Below are 17,032 nucleotides of genomic sequence, written 5' to 3'. Positions count from 1 at the left end.
AATTCATCATGAACTGGTTACGCCGTACTTGCGGTCGTAACCTTTGTTTGCAAGGAGGACAACCAATGAAGTGCTTCATAGGTTTAGGAAATCCAGGTACCCAGTATGCCAATACGCGGCACAATATCGGATTCATGGCTGTAGACCATTTTGCGAAAAAATGGAACTTCAGCTCGTATCAGAAAAAGTGCAAAGGCCTACTAGCGGAAGGAAACGTAAATGGACAGAAAGTTTATTTACTCAAACCTTTGACTTATATGAACTTATCTGGGGAATCGCTGCGTGCCCTTATGGATTTTTATAAAATTGATTTAGCTGATGTCATTGTGTTATATGATGATATGGATACGAATTATGGCAACATTAGACTTCGGTATAAGGGAAGTGCTGGTGGTCACAATGGCATTAAATCGATCATTCAGCATACAGGTACGCAGGAGTTTAATCGAATGCGCATCGGAATTTCAAGACCACTACCTGGCAAGGAAATTGTGGACTATGTGTTGTCACCTTTTAGCAAAGAGGAATTCAAGACGATGGATCCGATTTTGGACAAGCTCAGTGATGCAATGGAATTCGTGCTAACAAATGACTTTGAGCGAACAATGGCAAAGTTTAATACGTAATAGCGTGTAACCCGTTTTAATAAAATCTGAGATAGGATGCCTACTTTCTGAAGAATTGGTCATACTAGGAAGTAATATGATCGCAGAAGGAGGCATACATTGATGACAATAAAGTATATGTGCCCTCATTGCCAGACGAATCTGGGGGAAATTCAAGGTTCCACAGTTTCGGAGTACCAGTTGGGTTTCCATTTCTTGACCCCTGAAGAGCGGAACGATATAATATCGTATGACTTAAATGGAGATGTAACCGTACGGGTCGTGTGTGATTATTGTAAGGAAGCGCTTCATACGAATCCGGAGCTTTCCCTTTTAGGGAATCCTTTGCAGTAATTCATCCTATTTCGCGGTCTAAAATTTCAAATAAACATAGCCTAGGCTCGTGCCTCGGCTTCTTTTTGTGAGGGGAGTGTAATTGTTTGCAAGCACTGATCAAAGCTTTTTCCGCAGATTCTGATTTTCAATCCATTGTGACAGGTATACGCGGTGGAATGAAAGAACAACTGGTTGCTGGATTGGCAGGCTCCTCCCGACAGGTTATGATCGCAGCGATGTACAGAGACCTTGATAAACCCCTTGTTGTGGTGACTCACAATATGTTTGCCGCTCAAAAAATTGCAGAAGATTTAGTGGAGTGTATGTCTGAAGATGAGGTGTTGCTCTATCCAGCACAGGAACTCCTAGCAGCAGAAACAGCAGTCGCCTCTCCAGAGATGATGGCACAGCGTATTGAAGTTTTGACCAAGCTTGCATGTGGTTATCGGGGTATTGTCGTCGTCCCTTATGCGGGTATCCGGAGATTTTTGCCGAATAAAGAAGTGTTTATGTCCTCACAGCTTCATCTGAAAGTTGGCGAATCACTTGCAATGGAAGCCTTCTTGGAGCGGATGACGTTGTTTGGTTATGAACGTGTAGAGCGTGTGGAGTCCAAAGGTGAGCTAAGTGTTCGCGGTGGAATTGTCGATTTCTTCCCATTAACATCGTCCAATGCGGTTCGTTTTGAATGGTTCGATGATGAAATTGATTCAATCCGTACCTTTGATGTGGCAGATCAACGTTCCATTGAGAAACTGCAACAAATAACGGTATTGCCTTGTCGTGAAATATTAGCGGATCGGACGCGATTGGATATAGCGGCGAATGCAGCGTATGAATTGCTGCAAGCTCAGCTAGCAAAGATGGCGGATCGTACAGCCAAAGATAGACTCGTTGAAGGCATCAATCATGATATTGAGCGTATGCGCGAAGGCGTTATCTTTACCGAGTTATTTTCTTATATTTCACTCTTGTATCCAGAACGTCAGACATTCCTCGACTTCGTATCGAATGACTCGATTCTTATTATTGAAGAACCGACACGGTTAATAGAGACTGCGAAGCAATTAGAGCGAGATGAAGCGGAGTGGATGATGCATGCCTTGCAGGACGGACATTCTTTGCCTGCTCTTGTATTGTCAAAATCATATGAAACATTGCTTCACCGCAAGGCGTGGCCTACGGTGTATTTGTCGCTGTTTCTGCGCCAAGTGCCACAAACACAACCGCAAAACATCGTGAACTTCATGAGTCGTGCCATGCAAAATTTCCACGGTCAAATGAACTTACTTAAAACAGAGATGGAACGTTGGAAGAAGACAGGCGGTAAAGTGATGCTTGTTGCTTCTGGCGAGGAGCGGATCGATCGTGTGAAGCGTGTGCTAAGCGACTATGGCATTTCGGAACCTGAGATTGTCAATGGCAACCTGCAAGCTGGCTTTGAACTACCTTCCATTCACTTGATCGTTATTACGGAAGGCGAAATGTTTACGCAAAAACAGCGGAAAGCTAGAAAAGTAGATAAGAAGATAGAGAATGCTGAACGGATTAAAAGCTATCAAGAATTAAAAATCGGCGATTACGTAGTTCATGTCAATCATGGTATAGGGAAGTATGTTGGTATTGGTACGTTAGTCGTGGGTGGTATGCATAAAGATTATCTGCACATTCTTTACGCAGGTGGCGACAAGCTTTCTGTACCGATTGACCAAATTGAATTGGTCCAGAAGTATGTCGGTTCCGAAGAGAAAGAGCCAAAGGTCTATAAATTAGGTGGCGCGGACTGGAATCGTGTGAAGAGTAAAGTTCATTCATCCGTGAAGGATATTGCAGATGATCTCATTAAACTGTATGCACAGCGCCAAGCGACAGTAGGATATGCTTTCTCTAAGGATAGTCCTTATCAAAACGAATTTGAAAGCATGTTCCCTTATGATGAGACGAATGATCAATTGCGGACGATTGAAGAAATCAAAGGCGATATGGAGCTTAGCCGTCCGATGGATCGTCTCCTCTGCGGAGATGTGGGATACGGAAAGACAGAGGTTGCTATACGTGCTGCATTTAAAGCAGCTATTGATGGTAAGCAAGTGGCTGTACTGGTTCCAACGACTATCTTGGCGCAGCAGCATTATGAAACGTTTAAAGAGCGGTTCTCTGGCTATCCATTTAATATACAGGTATTGAGTCGCTTCCGATCGAAGAAAGAACAGACCGAAACGTTAAAAGGGGTCAAGAAGGGTGTTGTCGACGTCATTATCGGTACACACCGTCTGTTGTCGCAAGATGTCGTGTTTAAAGACTTAGGTCTTCTTATCGTTGATGAAGAGCAGCGCTTTGGTGTATCCCACAAAGAGAAGCTTAAGCGGTTAAAAATGAATGTGGACGTGCTGACTCTGACCGCAACACCGATTCCGCGTACGCTTCATATGTCCATGCTCGGTGTTCGTGACTTATCGGTTATTGAGACACCGCCTGAGAACCGGTTCCCGGTTCAGACCTATGTCATTGAGCACAGCCATACTCTCACTCGCGAAGCGATTGAGCGGGAGCTAGCTCGTGAAGGGCAAGTCTACTATTTGTACAATCGCGTACAAGGCATTACTCAGATCGCGGAGCAAATTTCGATGCTTGTTCCTGATGCTCGTGTTGCTGTTGCGCATGGTCAGATGGGTGAGCAGGAACTTGAGAAGACGATCTTGGATTTTCTTGAGGGTGAATTCGATGTACTTGTATCTACGAGCATTATTGAGACAGGTGTGGACATTCCGAATGTAAATACACTCATCGTTCATGATGCGGATAAAATGGGACTTTCCCAACTATATCAACTGCGTGGACGGGTAGGTCGTTCGAATCGAGTGGCCTATGCGTACTTTACGTATCAGCGAGATAAAGTATTGACTGAAGTAGCTGAGAAACGTTTACAAGCCATTAAAGAATTTACGGAGCTCGGTTCTGGTTTTAAAATTGCAATGCGAGACTTGTCCATCCGTGGTGCAGGAAACTTACTGGGAGCAGAGCAGCATGGCTTTATTGCTTCAGTCGGATTTGACTTATATTCACAAATGCTGGCGGATGAAATTAAGAAGCAAAAACTGGTGATGAGCGGGGAAAATACAGAGCCAGCGGACGAGTGGAATACAGCGATAGAACTGCAACTAGACGCTTATTTGCCTTCTGACTATATCTATGATAGCATGCAGAAGATAGAGATTTATAAAAAAGTGGCAGCGATTCGCACGGTAGAAGAAGCAGAAGATCTGTATGATGAATTATTGGATCGCTTCGGTGAACCGCCGCTCGCAGTCGTACAATTACTGGCAGCCACACGGCTTAAAGCCTATGGTGCTGAGTATCACATCGAGTCGTTCGGTCAAAAAGGTGACGATTACTTTATAAAAGTACATCCAGATCAGAACACTAGAGTTGATGGTCAAAAATTATTTGAAATTGCAAATAGCTTCGGCGGTAGAATCAAGCTTACTGCAGGTGCACAGCTTATTGTCACCTATCAGGGAAAAGGCTTGAAACAACAAGATGCGCTAGATGCAATCGAACAATTTTTAATAAAATATAAAGATGCTCTTAAGACGAAGGGAGAACTACAGAATGCAGCAAAATAAGTACAAATGGTCAAAGAAATGGTCACTTGCTCTAATCGCCGTTTTAGTAGTCGTTGCCGCACTTTCGGGATGTGGGAAAAAAGAAAGTATTGCCGCGACTTACAAAGGCAATGGCACAGTTACACAAAAAGAATTTGATACGTTCGTTAACTTGAATGCCATGCTCAATCCCATGTTCAAGCAGTACACAACAGATCCTGCATTTCAACAAGAATTGCTGAAGCAACTTGTCTCATATAAGGTATTAGCAGCTAAAGCTGACGATAAAGTGAAAGCAGAAGCAGACAAAAAACTAGCTGAGCAAATGAAAGCTTTTGATGAAATGCTTCAACAACAAGAAGGCGGTAAGGACAAGATCCTTAAAGATAATAAGCTTGAATTCAAGGATATCGAGGACTTCATGAAGTTAAGTTTTTATGCAGCTTCCGCAGCTGAGAGCAAGATTACAGAAGAGCAAGTAAAAGCGGAGTATGACAAGCGTCTTGTGGAAGATAAGCATGCGTTTGAAATGACTAATGTTCGCCACATTTTAATTGCGACAAAAGATGCGCAAACTCAAAAAGATCTTCGCACGGAAGATGAAGCTCTTAAAAGAGCCAAAGAAGTACAAGCGAAGCTAAAATCAGGTGGCGACTTTAATGCGCTATCCAAAGAGTATTCCGATGATCCAGGTTCAAAAGATAAAGGCGGTCTATATGAAAATGTAGACTCTCAAATGATGAATACTTTTGTTGAGTCATTTAAAAATGCCGCGACGACTTTACCGATTAATGAAATCAGTGAGCCAGTTAAGTCTGAATTTGGTTATCATGTCATGCGTGTGGATTCACGTAAAACAAGCACACTTGACGAGTTAAAGCAAAAACTTCGTTCTTCATTAGCCCAAGAGCAAATGAGTGAGTTCACTGAAAAAGAGGCTCCGGGTCTAATTGAGAAAAATAATTTGCCGAAACCAACCCCAACACCATCACCAAGCGCTGAACCAAGCAAGAAACCAGAAGGAAGCGCAAGTCCGAGTCCTAGTCCTGCAACAAAGTAATAACTTACCAGGATGCTTGTAGGAGCATCCTGTTTTTATTTGCTTTTTATGGACATAATTAAACCAACAGCTTCCATAAAGATGTACATAGGATTGGGATGATTGGAAGCATCTTGTATAAGTTGGAGAGAGACGATAAATACTATGGCTAAAGTTGGATGTCTCCCTCCGCTTGCAACGATAAAAGGTAATTGAAGCCCAGTTAATTATTCATCCGAGGAAAGTGAGGCAACTAGAAATATGAAAGCTACTGGCATTGTTCGTCGCATTGACGATTTGGGAAGAGTTGTAATTCCAAAGGAAATTCGTCGCACACTACGTATCCGCGAGGGGGATCCCCTTGAAATTTTTGTAGACCGTGATGGGGAAGTTATCCTTAAAAAATATTCGCCAATCAGTGAGTTAGGTGATTTTGCAAAAGAATATGCAGAATCTTTGTTTGAAGGTACAGGTCATTTAACGATCATCACAGATCGTGATAACGTTATTGCGGTTGCAGGTGGATCGAAGAAAGATTACTTGGACAAGCAAATTGGCTCCATTGTAGAAAGTTGTATGGAGAACCGTAAGTCGACCTTGGAGAGCAACACAGCTAGCTATGACATCTTAAAGGATTTGCCGGAAACTTACAGTTCGTTTGTGGTTGCTCCAATTGTAGCAGGTGGAGATCCAATTGGTTCTGTTATCTTGATCACAAAAGATGACAATGCAAAAATGTCTCAAATGGAAACGAAGATGTCTGAAACGGCAGCAGCTTTCCTTGCTAAACAAATGGAACAGTAAGATGAATGCAAAAAGCGATAAGCTTCCCTACTCACGACGTTGTCGTTCATGAGTAGGCGAAGCTTTTTTGTTTGGGTTAAGCTATAATGGGGTCAAGCAAGTGAAGGGGAACGATGCAATGACGCATAGTCAAGCGAGTAAGCCGTCTGAAAATAAACGAAATGGTAAAACTGATATAGAGCAGGAATCAAATGAAATCGTGAAGCCTATGGGGAATGAAAGCGTTGGCGGCAGTAGGTTGCTTAAAGGTGCTGCTATTCTTGCTTTAGCTGCGATTTTGTCTAAGTTACTAGGTACATTGCAAAAAATTCCGATGCAAAATATGGCTGGGGACGAGGCATTCGGGCTGTATAGCGCGGTGTATCCCCTCTATATCTTTATCGTGTTCCTTGCTACGGCTGGATTCCCAACGACAGTCGCTGCTTTTGTTTCGGAACGGGTTGCATTAGGGGATTACCTTGGAGCAAGACGAGTCATTGGTGTGAGCAGCTGGCTGCTAAGTGTGTCGGGGATCTTGTGCTTTATGCTGACATACTTTGGGGCGGACATACTTGCAAGTTGGATTGGGGTAGCAGGTACAGCACCGGCCATACGTGCAGTTTCATGGGCCATGTTGGTTATTCCGCTTATGTCCGTATTACGTGGATATTTTCAAGGCTATCAACAAATGACGGGGCCTGCGGTGTCTCAGGTAGTTGAACAGCTTGTACGTGTTGCCGGTATGCTCATCATGTTATGGTTTTTTGTACGAGCTCATCAGGATGCTGCGACAATTGCAGCTGGCGGTATGTTTGGTTCTGTTCTAGGTGCAGTGGCTGGATTAATTGTGATGCTTTATTATTGGTGGCGCTCTGGTGTTGCGAAAGGCAAAGATAACTATTCCTCTCATACATATCCGAAGCGAGCAAGATTCGGACAAGAGAGTAATGGCCAACTCGCACGTCGTATTTTCCTTTATGCGATTCCGGTATGTTTGGGGACAATCACAGTACCACTTCTCAATATTGTGGATACATTCACAATGCCTAGGCTGCTGCATGTGGGTAGTGATGGTTCTGAAGAGGCGATGCGCCAATTTGGATTATATAATCATGGTCTTCCTCTCGTGCAGCTTGTGGCGATGATTGCATCCGCCATGGGAGCGGCGATTGTGCCTGCTCTTGCAGAAGCAAAGGCAAGCGGTCAAGAGATACTGCTTCACAAAAGTGCCCAGACTGTGATCGGCCTTACGTGGCTGATCGGGCTTCCCGCCTCGGTTGGGCTGGCATTGATGGCAGAGCCGGTCGATGTTATGCTGTATGCGACCACGGAAGGAACGACGGCGATGTCGATACTTGCATTCGCTGCTATCTTCAGCACGCTGAACATCGTCACGACCAGCGTGCTCAATGGTATCGGCGAGGTACGTGCCCCCGCCGTTAACATGCTGATTGCCGTGGCCGTCAAGATCATCGGCAATCTTGTGCTCATCCCCCGCTATGGCATTGCGGGGGGAGCAGCCGCCGCCGTCGCGGCATTCGCCGTCTGCGCGGCGCTCAACCTGGTGCGCGTACGTGCGCGCACAAGTACAAGCGCGGCGCAGACGGGCTGGCGCGCGGTAATCCTCTCCATCGTCGCCTGCGGCGTGATGGGAGTTGTGGTGCTCGCCCTCCTAAGGGGAGGCGAGGCAGGGCTGGCGGCAGCGGGACATCCGCTGCCAGAGCGTCTTGCGGCGACCGTGCTGACGCTGGTCGCCGTGCTTGTGGGCGCCGCTGTATATGTCGGCGCCTTGCTGAAGCTGAAGGTGCTGGACATCAGCACCTTGGAGCATGTGCCAGCCGTATATAAGCGGCTGAAACCTTTTCTGAAGAAGCGCTAGGCGACCCTAGCTGATCTTATATTTTTGAAGGAGGATACAACAGATGACGTTACATTCCGGTCGAATTACGGTAGTCGGACTAGGTTCTGGTGATGAGAATCAACTAACACTTGGCGTATGGCGGAAGCTGCAAGCTGCGAATAAAGTCTATCTTCGAACGGATCAACACCCGATGATTAGCCTGCTTCATGACAACAACATCGCTTACGTATCATTTGATGCGCAATATGAGCAAAGTGCAAGCTTTGAGGAAGTATATGAAGGCATAGCCCATGAATTGATGGAACGAGCTACCGAACATGCGGATCAGGAAATCATTTATGCAGTCCCGGGGCATCCAATGGTGGCAGAGTTTACGGTACAATTGCTTCGCACAAGATGCCCAGAGTTAGGTATTGAGCTTCAGATCTTGGGTGGTGAGAGCTTTTTGGATCAAGCCTTCTTACGATTTGGTTTTGATCCGATTGATGGTTTCCAACTGCTAGATGCCACAAGTATGACAGCAGGTATGCTAAATACACAAACCCATATGATCATTGGACAAGTGTACGATGTGTATACGGCATCTGATGCGAAGCTTACGCTCATGGAGCGCTATCCAGATGATTATAAGGTCACAGTTGGACACGCTTTAGGTGTGCCTGGGCAAGAGAAGATAAAGCAAGTGCCCATTTATGAATTGGATCACATTCAAGATTACGGCAATCTGTCACTCATTTGGGTGCCGCGTTCAGACAATGAGATCGTGAAAGCTCGTTCATTCGATCGTTTGCACGAAATTGTCGCGATTTTACGCAGCCCAGAAGGCTGTCCTTGGGACCGTGATCAGACACATACTTCGATTCGTAACAATTTAATCGAAGAAACATATGAAGTGCTTGAAACCATTGATGATGATGATCCAGATGCGATGCGCGAGGAATTAGGTGACTTGCTGCTGCAGGTTATGTTCCACTCTCAGATTGAAGAAGAGACAGGTGTATTTTCCATCTATGACGTCATTCAAGCGATTAATGAGAAGCTTATTCGACGTCATCCACATGTATTTGGTGATCGTAATGCGAATAATGCCGAAGAAGCGCTTGCGAATTGGGATGGTATTAAAGCTGAGGAGAAGCGAAGCAAAGGTATCGAACCAAAGGAACAATCCATACTTGCAGGAATACCGCGAGATTTGCCGGGCCTTTTAAAAGCATGGAAGCTGCAGAAGAAGGCAGCCAAAGTCGGTTTCGACTGGCCAAGTGCGTTGGACGTACTGGATAAAGTACAAGAGGAGCTTACTGAAGTACGTGAGGCAATCGAGAGCGGTCATCAGCCAGATCAGCTTGAGGAATTAGGCGATCTACTCTTTGTTATCGTGAATGTAGCTAGAAAGCTGCAAATCGATCCGGAGGAAGCGATAATTGCTGCTACTCGTAAATTTACTGATCGTTTCCATTACATTGAACAGGGTTTGCGCCTACAGGGGAAATCTTTTGACGAAACTGATATAATAGAGATGGAAGCCTTGTGGCAAGAAGCGAAGGAGAAAGGGAAACATCGTCCTTGAATTGGATATCACGAAAAAAGTTCTTCGATCCTAGTTGTCGAAAGCAGGAATTTGAAAGGCTATCCAGAATAAAGAAATGCGGATCATACGATTTGCATTGAACTCATTCAACTATTTTTTGGGAGGTAAATGAAATTATGAATAAGACGGATATGATTAACAACATCGCGACAAAAAGCGGATTAACTAAAAAAGACGTTGAAACGGTATTAAACGGTGTTCTTGGTGAAATTACGGAAGCTCTTTCTTCAGGAGATAAAGTACAACTAATCGGATTCGGTACATTTGAAACTCGCAAACGTTCTGGTCGTACTGGACGTAACCCACAAACAGGTAAAGAGATTTCAATCCCTGAATCCACAATCCCAGCATTCAAAGCTGGTAACAAGCTTAAAGAAGCAGTTAAGTAATGCGTTTAGATAAGTTTTTAAAAGTATCTCGACTGATTAAACGCCGGACAGTGGCTAAGGACGTTTCGGACCAAGGCCGAGTTTGGATTAACGGACGAGATGCGAAAGCAAGCTCTTCTTTGAAGGTCGGCGATGAGATTGCCATTCAATTCGGACAGAAGAAAGTTACGGTGCGAGTGGACATGCTTTCGGAGTCGACACGTAAAGAAGATGCTGCCAATATGTTTACCCTTCTGAAGGAAGAACCTTATAAGAACGAACCTCTTTTTTAGGAAAATAGAGAGCTTGCGATCATCGGATCGGGCTCTCTTTTTATTTGCTGTATTACGGAAGCTATTTTCTAGTTCTAAATGGCCAAGCTCCTCCATACGTTAATGGTAGAAGGAGGGGGATATGCCTATGAACGATATGACTAAAAGCAAACGTCAAGAGATCAAGATGCTAAATCGCAAGCTGCTCGAAATTTCAGGTGTTCTGAATGTCGAGAGCTTTGACAGTGAAGAATTTTTGCTTGAGACAGACTGTGGCTATTTAATGATTAAAGGGCAGAATCTGCACATCAAAAATTTAAACCTTGAGCAAGGTCTTGTCGCCATTGAAGGATTCGTTCATGATCTTTCTTATGTGGACGCACACTCCCAAGAGAAATCCAAGGGACTTTTCGGAAAGCTGTTTAAGTGACACTTCACGTTCAATTTATGACGTTATTCATGATGTTCTGCGGAGGTATGGCGCTGGGCAGTATATATGATATATTTCGTGTGCTGTATCAGGAACTACGTTTACCTCGGTGGAGCTTAATGGTAATCGACACGGTCTATTGGATTGTGGCGACGATCCTGATTTTCCGTTTGTTATACCAAAGTAATCATGGACAAATTCGATTGTTCGTTTTTATAGGCCTAGTAGCAGGCGTAATCGTCTATTATTTTATATTCAGTAGACTTGTTGTAAGGACGATAGAGCTGCTTATACAGGCTGTAAAGTGGCTGTACAAGCTGTGTGTGAGAGTGGTAGAAATCTTTATTATCGCACCTGTGGTAGGATTATACCGCGCTAGTGTGGTGATTTGGGGAATTTTATGTGCGATAGCTATTTTCCTAGGCAAAACTGTGCTACAATTGTTGTATCCTTTTTGGCGATTCTTTATGTGGATAACTCGTCCTATGATTCGATTCATCAAAATGCCTGTTTTTGTAAAACGTGTAGTCGGATGGGTCCGTAGTCGGTTTCGTCGTAAAGATACTTAATTGCTCTTAGCGGGAGGAAGGTTGCACGGTGCGGAATAATACGAATCAAAAAGCGGTGCAAAGGACCTCCAAAAAATCGGGTCGTAAATTACGTTTACTACCGGTTTTTCTGCTATGTTTTCTAGGATGGGCTCTAGTGACATTATGGAATCAGCAAGGGATGCTTAAGGATAAGAAATTACAGTTACAAGATTTAAGTAAAGAATTGGCGCAGGTTCAGCAGACGACAGAAACAGCAAAGAAAGAAATTGCGCGTCTGAACGATAAGGAATATATCGAACAAAAAATTCGTAAAGAACTGAACTACACCAAAGATGGGGAAACGTTATTTACGACCCCAAGCCCATAAATGGGTATAGATGGAAAAAAGGGCTCGAGTAGTGTTGACCGTGCTCTTTTCATCGGTTATAATCTGCATAGCCATTGTTTTTTGAACATATTAAGGGAGGAACATTTTATTTTATGGCAATTGAAGTGGGCAGCAAGTTAGAAGGAAAAGTGACCGGAATCACTAACTTTGGAGCATTCGTCGAACTTTCTGAAGGAGTCACCGGCCTTGTACACATCTCGGAAATTGCAGACAACTATGTGAAAGACGTCAATGATCATTTGAAACTGAATGACAAAGTTACTGTTAAAGTGATCAATGTGGACAAGGATGGGAAAATTGGCTTATCGATTAAACAGACGATTGACAAGCCTGCTGATGCCCCTCGTCCAGAACGGCAAGGCGGTCGATTCGATGGATCTAGTAGCCGTCCTCCAGGTGGCGCAGGTCGTCCTAGCAGCGGTGGTATGGGTCGTCCAGGTGGTGACCGTGGCCCTCGCGGAGATCGTGGCCCTCGTGGCGGTGGTTTCAAGCCGGCGAACAATCGGATGTCGTTTGAGGATAAAATGTCTCGTTTCCTAAAAGATAGCGAAGAACGTATTTCGTCTCTGAAAAAGAGCACCGAGTCTAAACGCGGTGGACGTGGCGGAAGACGCGACTAATTGGTTTAGAGATTCAACCACACTTATTATGATAAGTGTGGTTTTTTGTTTTCTCTTCTCGACATATCCTTACGGCAATCCCTACCAATTGGTGGCGGACATCAGGGAGTTAATCTGACATTTAGAACTGAAATGGGATGGGAATTGCCTATTACGCCAGACATAAGCCAAGTTTCGCTACTTGCCGCAAGGTGTCGGAAATTTCTTTTGACAAGCCCACGTATTCTGACAAACTTTATACTAGAGCATCCATATAATAGGGAACACTAATAGAATTGGGTGGTGTGATCGGGCATGCAAAAGAGAAGTATCAGTACGTTGTTCGGGCTAAGAGGAGCAAGTGTGATAGGACGAATGCAAGATGGATTATACACAATTGCGATAGGGAATCGTTTTGTGCAAGCGATCATAGCTAGAAAATGGTCCATACTGCTGCTTTTCATGGGTTTTCTGCTAGGACGGGCAATGATACTTGAAGAACTTGCTCCTTTCGCACTTGCTTATTTTGCCGTCATCTATTATCAACGCAAAGAGCTAGTTCCTTGGGTGATTGTCGCATTATTTTGTGGTAGCTTACTGTCGGCACATCCCAGTGTAGGGCAATTTGTCATCACAATGGGCGTGTTTCTACTCATTCAGAAATCGATTGAAAAGTATGAGCGCTTTGAAGTTTCAATCGCACCTATTATCGTATTTGGGACACTTTTTATGGTCAAGTTGTTCTTCCATTTAGTGGTGGCTGACTTGACTTGGTATGTATTAATGCTAACGACAGTGGAGGCACTATTAAGTGCGGTACTGACCTATATTTTTGTACAAGCCCTTCCTGTATTCACCTTAACACGTCGTAATTATCAGCTAAGAAGCGAAGAAATCATCTGTCTAATTATCTTACTAGCATCGGTTATGACGGGTGCGGTAGGTTGGAGTGTTGGGCCTGTTATGATCCAAAATGTAGAGTCACGCTACTTGATTCTACTGTTCGCGATGGTGGGAGGAGCACCATTTGGAGCATCGGTGGGGGTCATCAGTGGTCTCATCTTGAGTTTGGCGGATGCGAATGCGGTTTATCAGATGAGTCTCCTTGCTTTTTCGGGTATGCTTGCGGGTATGCTGAAGGATGGTCGTAGGCTAACCGTATCACTCGGTCTTTTGATCGGTTCTTCTATTCTTTCATTTTACGTGGGAAGCAGTAGTACAATATTAAGCTCAACTTGGGAGTCGCTTGTTGCGATCGGGTTATTTTTACTAACACCTCGAAGTGTACTGCAAACGTTAGCGAAATACGTTCCAGGCACACAAGAGAACTTGAAAGGACAGCAAGATTACGCAAGGCGTGTACGTGATGTGACAGCAGGGCGTGTTGAACAGTTTTCAGCGGTATTTCGTCAATTAGCGAGTTCCTTTAAACAACTAACAGGAGAAAGCCCTTTGCGGCAGAGGGAAAACGATGTCGACCATTTCATGAATGCAGTTACAGCACAGACATGTCAGAGCTGCTTTAAACGGGAAAGATGTTGGGATCAAAATTTTTATAAAACGTATTCGTACATGACAGATATGATGACGGAGATCGAAGTGAAGGGTCAATTCGATAAGAAAGATATTCGCAAGGAGTGGAAATCGGTTTGCACGAAGACAGATGCAGTTCTTCAAGTGATGAAAGAGCAGTATGGGTATTATCAAAATAATGTGCAATGGCGTAAGCAGCTTGCGGATTCACGCGCACTTGTTGCTGAACAGCTCTCAGGTGTGTCGCAGGTGATGGAAGATCTAGCGAAGGAAATTAAACGCGAAGGACAGGAATTATTTTTACAAGAAGAACAAATTCGGGAAGCGATTGAAGATTTGGGATTATCTATTCACAGTGTAGATATCATCTCCCTTGATGAAGGTAAGATAGAAATTGAGATGATCCACCAGTATACACGTGGTTTTGACGAATCCAGGAAAATTATCGCTCCCCTTCTCAGTGAAATTGTCGGAGAGAACATAGCAGTGAAAAGTGAGGAAAAGCTGGATCGTGGAGAAGGGTATGCATCCGTGCTATTCGGTTCTGCGAAGGCGTATAACGTGGAGACAGGTATCGCATCACTTGGAAAAGGTGGCAGCTATTTATCGGGAGATTCATATAGTGCTGTGGAGCTTGGCAATGGGAAGTTCGCTGTTGCGCTGAGTGACGGTATGGGGAATGGGGAACGCGCACGTAAAGAGAGCGAAGCGGCTCTGGGTATGCTGCAGCAATTCCTACAATCCGGGATGGATGAAAAATTAGCGATTAAATCGGTGAATTCCGTACTTCTGCTTCGCTCACCGGAAGAGATGTATGCGACCGTCGATATGGCGTTAATTGATTTATATAGTGCGGATACAACATTCATGAAGATCGGGTCCACACCGAGTTTTATTAAACGGGGCAATGAGGTGATTCCGATTGTGGCGAGTAACCTTCCCGTTGGGATCATTAAAGACATTGAAGTGGATCTGGTATCGATGAAGCTGCTTGATGGTGATTACCTCGTACTGATGACGGATGGCATTTTCGATGCACCTGGGCATGCTGTGAATAAAGAACTGTGGATGAAACGAACAATCAGTGAGCTTGATGTCACGACGACGCAAGATATGGCAGATGCTTTGTTGGATCAAGTGGTACGTCATACAGGCGCATTGCAAGATGATATGATGGTGGTTGTTGCAAGAATTGAGAAGCGCCAACCAGAGTGGGCAACGTTCCGCTGGCCGGGTCTGTCACGTATTGAGCGACCTAAAATAGTTAGCTAGGTTAAATATTGTAGTCGTCAATCATGCCTTTGGGATCGAAGGAATTCGGTTTCGGAGGCTTTTTTGCGTAAGGAATACGTACTTAAAATAGTGAAACTATCGTTTATCCCTCTCTTATTTTGGAGAAACTAGAGATATCGATTCTAGCATTAGAAGATTAGGGAGGGATTTGTAATGTTAAAACAAATTTTATTAATTACGGATGGTTGTTCCAATGTAGGGATAAGCCCTGTGATTGCGGCTGCTCATGCGATGGAAGAAGGTATTACTGTAAATGTGATTGGTGTAGTGGATCATGGTGAACTGGGGCAGCTAGGCTCGCAAGAAATTATAGAAATTGCTCGGGCGGGTAACGGAATGAGTCGTATCGTGTCATCCAGGCAACTTTCGCAAACGGTGCAAATGATGACAAGGAAGACGGTTGTTGGTACGATTGAAAAAGCGGTAGGCAAGGAATTACGAAATATATTAGGTGACGATCAGATCAGTCAGCTTCCACCCGATAAGCGAGCTGAAGTTGTGCATGTCATTGATGAGATGAGTGAGAATAGCACGATGCGTGTTGCTTTGCTCGTAGATACGAGCGCTTCAATGAAACCGAAGCTTGCAGCCGTGCGAGAAGCACTACAGGACTTGCTGCTTTCATTGCGAGCGAGAGCAGGGCGTAGTGAGGTTGCGGTGTTTCATTTTCCAGGTTCCGTAAGTGGTGATGTGGAATTGGAGATGGATTCGCCATGGACTCAAGACCTTGCAAATATACATAAGATGTTCTATAAAATAAACATGAGGGGGACAACACCTACGGGTCCAGCTCTATTGCAAGTAGTGGAATATGTTGCGGAAAAACCATCGATGGATAGTAGCAAGGACGGGATTCTTGGTGACTACGTTGTTTAATCTCGATCTGCGGGCGGGTCTAACGCTGCGCGGCAAATGGAATGGAAAAATCTATACAATTGAGCGATTAATTGGTGCGGGCGCTAACGGTCAGGTGTATCTTGTCAGATCGGGTAAAGCCCATTATGCACTTAAAATTGGTTTTGAGACAGTCGATCATCAGTCAGAAATCAACGCATTGCGTAGTATTTCGGCAACATCGACTTCGTTTCGCGATATGCTGCGTGATGTGGATGATTTGGTATGGCAAGGGAAGGAGTATCCTTTCTTTGTCATGAAATATATTGAAGGAACTTCACTCACACAGTTTATGGAGACGCATGATTCAGACTGGATGTATGTCATTGGACTGCATTTGCTGAATAAGCTGCAGGAGCTGCATGCACAAGGATTTGTTTTTGGTGATTTGAAAATGGAAAATGTGCTCGTATGCACTTATGGACATGTGGAGCTGGTTGACTTCGGTGGAGTTACGCCATTAGGTAGGTCCGTGAAACAGTTCACAGAGCTTTATGATAGAGGCTTTTGGGGTGCTGGATCACGGGTTGCAGAACCCAGTTATGATCTATTCTCGTTCGCGGTGCTGATGATCAGAGCGTTCGATACAGATAAGAACATCAATCGGTGGTCGCAAGGGCTCCCGCAAAATCGGAGTGTCAGCGATCTGCTTCAACTCTTAGAGGAACTTCCAATGCTTCGAAGTGCTAAGCCGGTCCTGCAACAAATGCTACAGCAGCAATTCACATCAGCGAAAGAAGCCAGCCAAGTTTGGCGCCAGCTTTTTCTTAAAGTAAGCAAACAGAAGGCAGAGCCAGTGCGTGGGAAATGGCTGCCGATTTGTTTTACCGCATCTCTTGTCGTATTCGGGTTTACGTTATATTTGTATTGGCCCAAATAGTCGAATC

General features: G+C 44.5%; 16 protein-coding genes. All 16 read left to right on the top strand.

The features are described 5' to 3' along the window. The first annotated feature begins 65 nt into the window (after positions 1 to 65). The 16 genes from pth to ACSBOP_RS19140 all read left to right on the top strand — a co-directional run bounded on the left by pth (position 66) and on the right by ACSBOP_RS19140 (position 17,025). Entirely contained in the window at positions 66 to 626 is a 561-nt protein-coding gene (gene pth, locus ACSBOP_RS19215) for an aminoacyl-tRNA hydrolase (protein ID WP_442602098.1), read from the top strand. Between the two features lie 102 nt (positions 627 to 728). Beyond that, a complete protein-coding gene (locus ACSBOP_RS19210) occupies positions 729 to 959 on the top strand; it encodes an anti-sigma-F factor Fin (protein WP_442602097.1) in 231 nt (76 codons plus the stop codon). A gap of 86 nt (positions 960 to 1,045) precedes the next feature. Continuing rightward, positions 1,046 to 4,567 (top strand): transcription-repair coupling factor, encoded by a 3,522-nt coding sequence (gene mfd / locus ACSBOP_RS19205; protein WP_442602096.1) that lies wholly within the window; start codon positions 1,046 to 1,048, stop codon positions 4,565 to 4,567. Beyond that, positions 4,554 to 5,606 (top strand): foldase protein PrsA, encoded by a 1,053-nt coding sequence (locus ACSBOP_RS19200; protein ID WP_442602095.1) that lies wholly within the window; start codon positions 4,554 to 4,556, stop codon positions 5,604 to 5,606. Before mfd ends, ACSBOP_RS19200 begins: the two co-directional genes overlap by 14 nt. A 240-nt stretch (positions 5,607 to 5,846) precedes the next feature. Beyond that, positions 5,847 to 6,389: a stage V sporulation protein T gene (gene spoVT / locus ACSBOP_RS19195; protein ID WP_442602094.1), complete on the top strand. Its 543-nt coding sequence runs from the start codon at positions 5,847 to 5,849 to the stop codon at positions 6,387 to 6,389. A 118-nt stretch (positions 6,390 to 6,507) separates the two neighbouring features. Beyond that, positions 6,508 to 8,247, top strand: a complete 1,740-nt coding sequence (locus tag ACSBOP_RS19190; protein ID WP_442602093.1) for a putative polysaccharide biosynthesis protein — start codon at positions 6,508 to 6,510, stop codon at positions 8,245 to 8,247. Between the two features lie 43 nt (positions 8,248 to 8,290). Further along, positions 8,291 to 9,796 (top strand): nucleoside triphosphate pyrophosphohydrolase, encoded by a 1,506-nt coding sequence (gene mazG / locus ACSBOP_RS19185; protein ID WP_442602092.1) that lies wholly within the window; start codon positions 8,291 to 8,293, stop codon positions 9,794 to 9,796. Positions 9,797 to 9,933: 137 nt separating this feature from the next. Continuing rightward, positions 9,934 to 10,206: an HU family DNA-binding protein gene (locus ACSBOP_RS19180; RefSeq protein WP_442602091.1), complete on the top strand. Its 273-nt coding sequence runs from the start codon at positions 9,934 to 9,936 to the stop codon at positions 10,204 to 10,206. Next, positions 10,206 to 10,478: an RNA-binding S4 domain-containing protein gene (locus ACSBOP_RS19175; protein ID WP_442602090.1), complete on the top strand. Its 273-nt coding sequence runs from the start codon at positions 10,206 to 10,208 to the stop codon at positions 10,476 to 10,478. The genes ACSBOP_RS19180 and ACSBOP_RS19175 overlap by 1 nt, the downstream gene beginning before the upstream one ends. Before the next feature lie 127 nt (positions 10,479 to 10,605). After that, the gene (gene yabP / locus ACSBOP_RS19170) at positions 10,606 to 10,887 is read left to right on the top strand and encodes a sporulation protein YabP (protein ID WP_442602089.1); all 282 of its coding nucleotides are present in this window, start codon (positions 10,606 to 10,608) and stop codon (positions 10,885 to 10,887) included. After that, the gene (gene yabQ, locus ACSBOP_RS19165) at positions 10,884 to 11,456 is read left to right on the top strand and encodes a spore cortex biosynthesis protein YabQ (RefSeq protein WP_442602088.1); all 573 of its coding nucleotides are present in this window, start codon (positions 10,884 to 10,886) and stop codon (positions 11,454 to 11,456) included. Before yabP ends, yabQ begins: the two co-directional genes overlap by 4 nt. Before the next feature lie 136 nt (positions 11,457 to 11,592). Then, complete coding sequence (locus ACSBOP_RS19160; protein WP_442602087.1) at positions 11,593 to 11,805, top strand: FtsB family cell division protein; 213 nt, start codon at positions 11,593 to 11,595, stop codon at positions 11,803 to 11,805. 113 nt (positions 11,806 to 11,918) lie between these two features. Beyond that, entirely contained in the window at positions 11,919 to 12,446 is a 528-nt protein-coding gene (locus ACSBOP_RS19155; protein ID WP_442602086.1) for a S1 domain-containing RNA-binding protein, read from the top strand. A 294-nt stretch (positions 12,447 to 12,740) separates the two neighbouring features. After that, on the top strand, positions 12,741 to 15,230 hold the full coding sequence (gene spoIIE / locus ACSBOP_RS19150) for a stage II sporulation protein E (RefSeq protein ID WP_442602085.1): 2,490 nt from the start codon (positions 12,741 to 12,743) through the stop codon (positions 15,228 to 15,230). Between the two features lie 174 nt (positions 15,231 to 15,404). Then, complete coding sequence (locus ACSBOP_RS19145) at positions 15,405 to 16,127, top strand: hypothetical protein (RefSeq protein WP_442602084.1); 723 nt, start codon at positions 15,405 to 15,407, stop codon at positions 16,125 to 16,127. Then, positions 16,111 to 17,025 (top strand): protein kinase domain-containing protein, encoded by a 915-nt coding sequence (locus ACSBOP_RS19140; protein ID WP_442602083.1) that lies wholly within the window; start codon positions 16,111 to 16,113, stop codon positions 17,023 to 17,025. The genes ACSBOP_RS19145 and ACSBOP_RS19140 overlap by 17 nt, the downstream gene beginning before the upstream one ends. Positions 17,026 to 17,032 lie beyond the last annotated feature (7 nt).

The organism is Paenibacillus sp. KN14-4R (genome assembly GCF_052180255.1).
In the GTDB taxonomy this organism is placed as follows: Bacteria; Bacillota; Bacilli; order Paenibacillales; family NBRC-103111; genus Paenibacillus_AM.
This window is presented reverse-complemented; position numbering and strand designations above follow the sequence as displayed.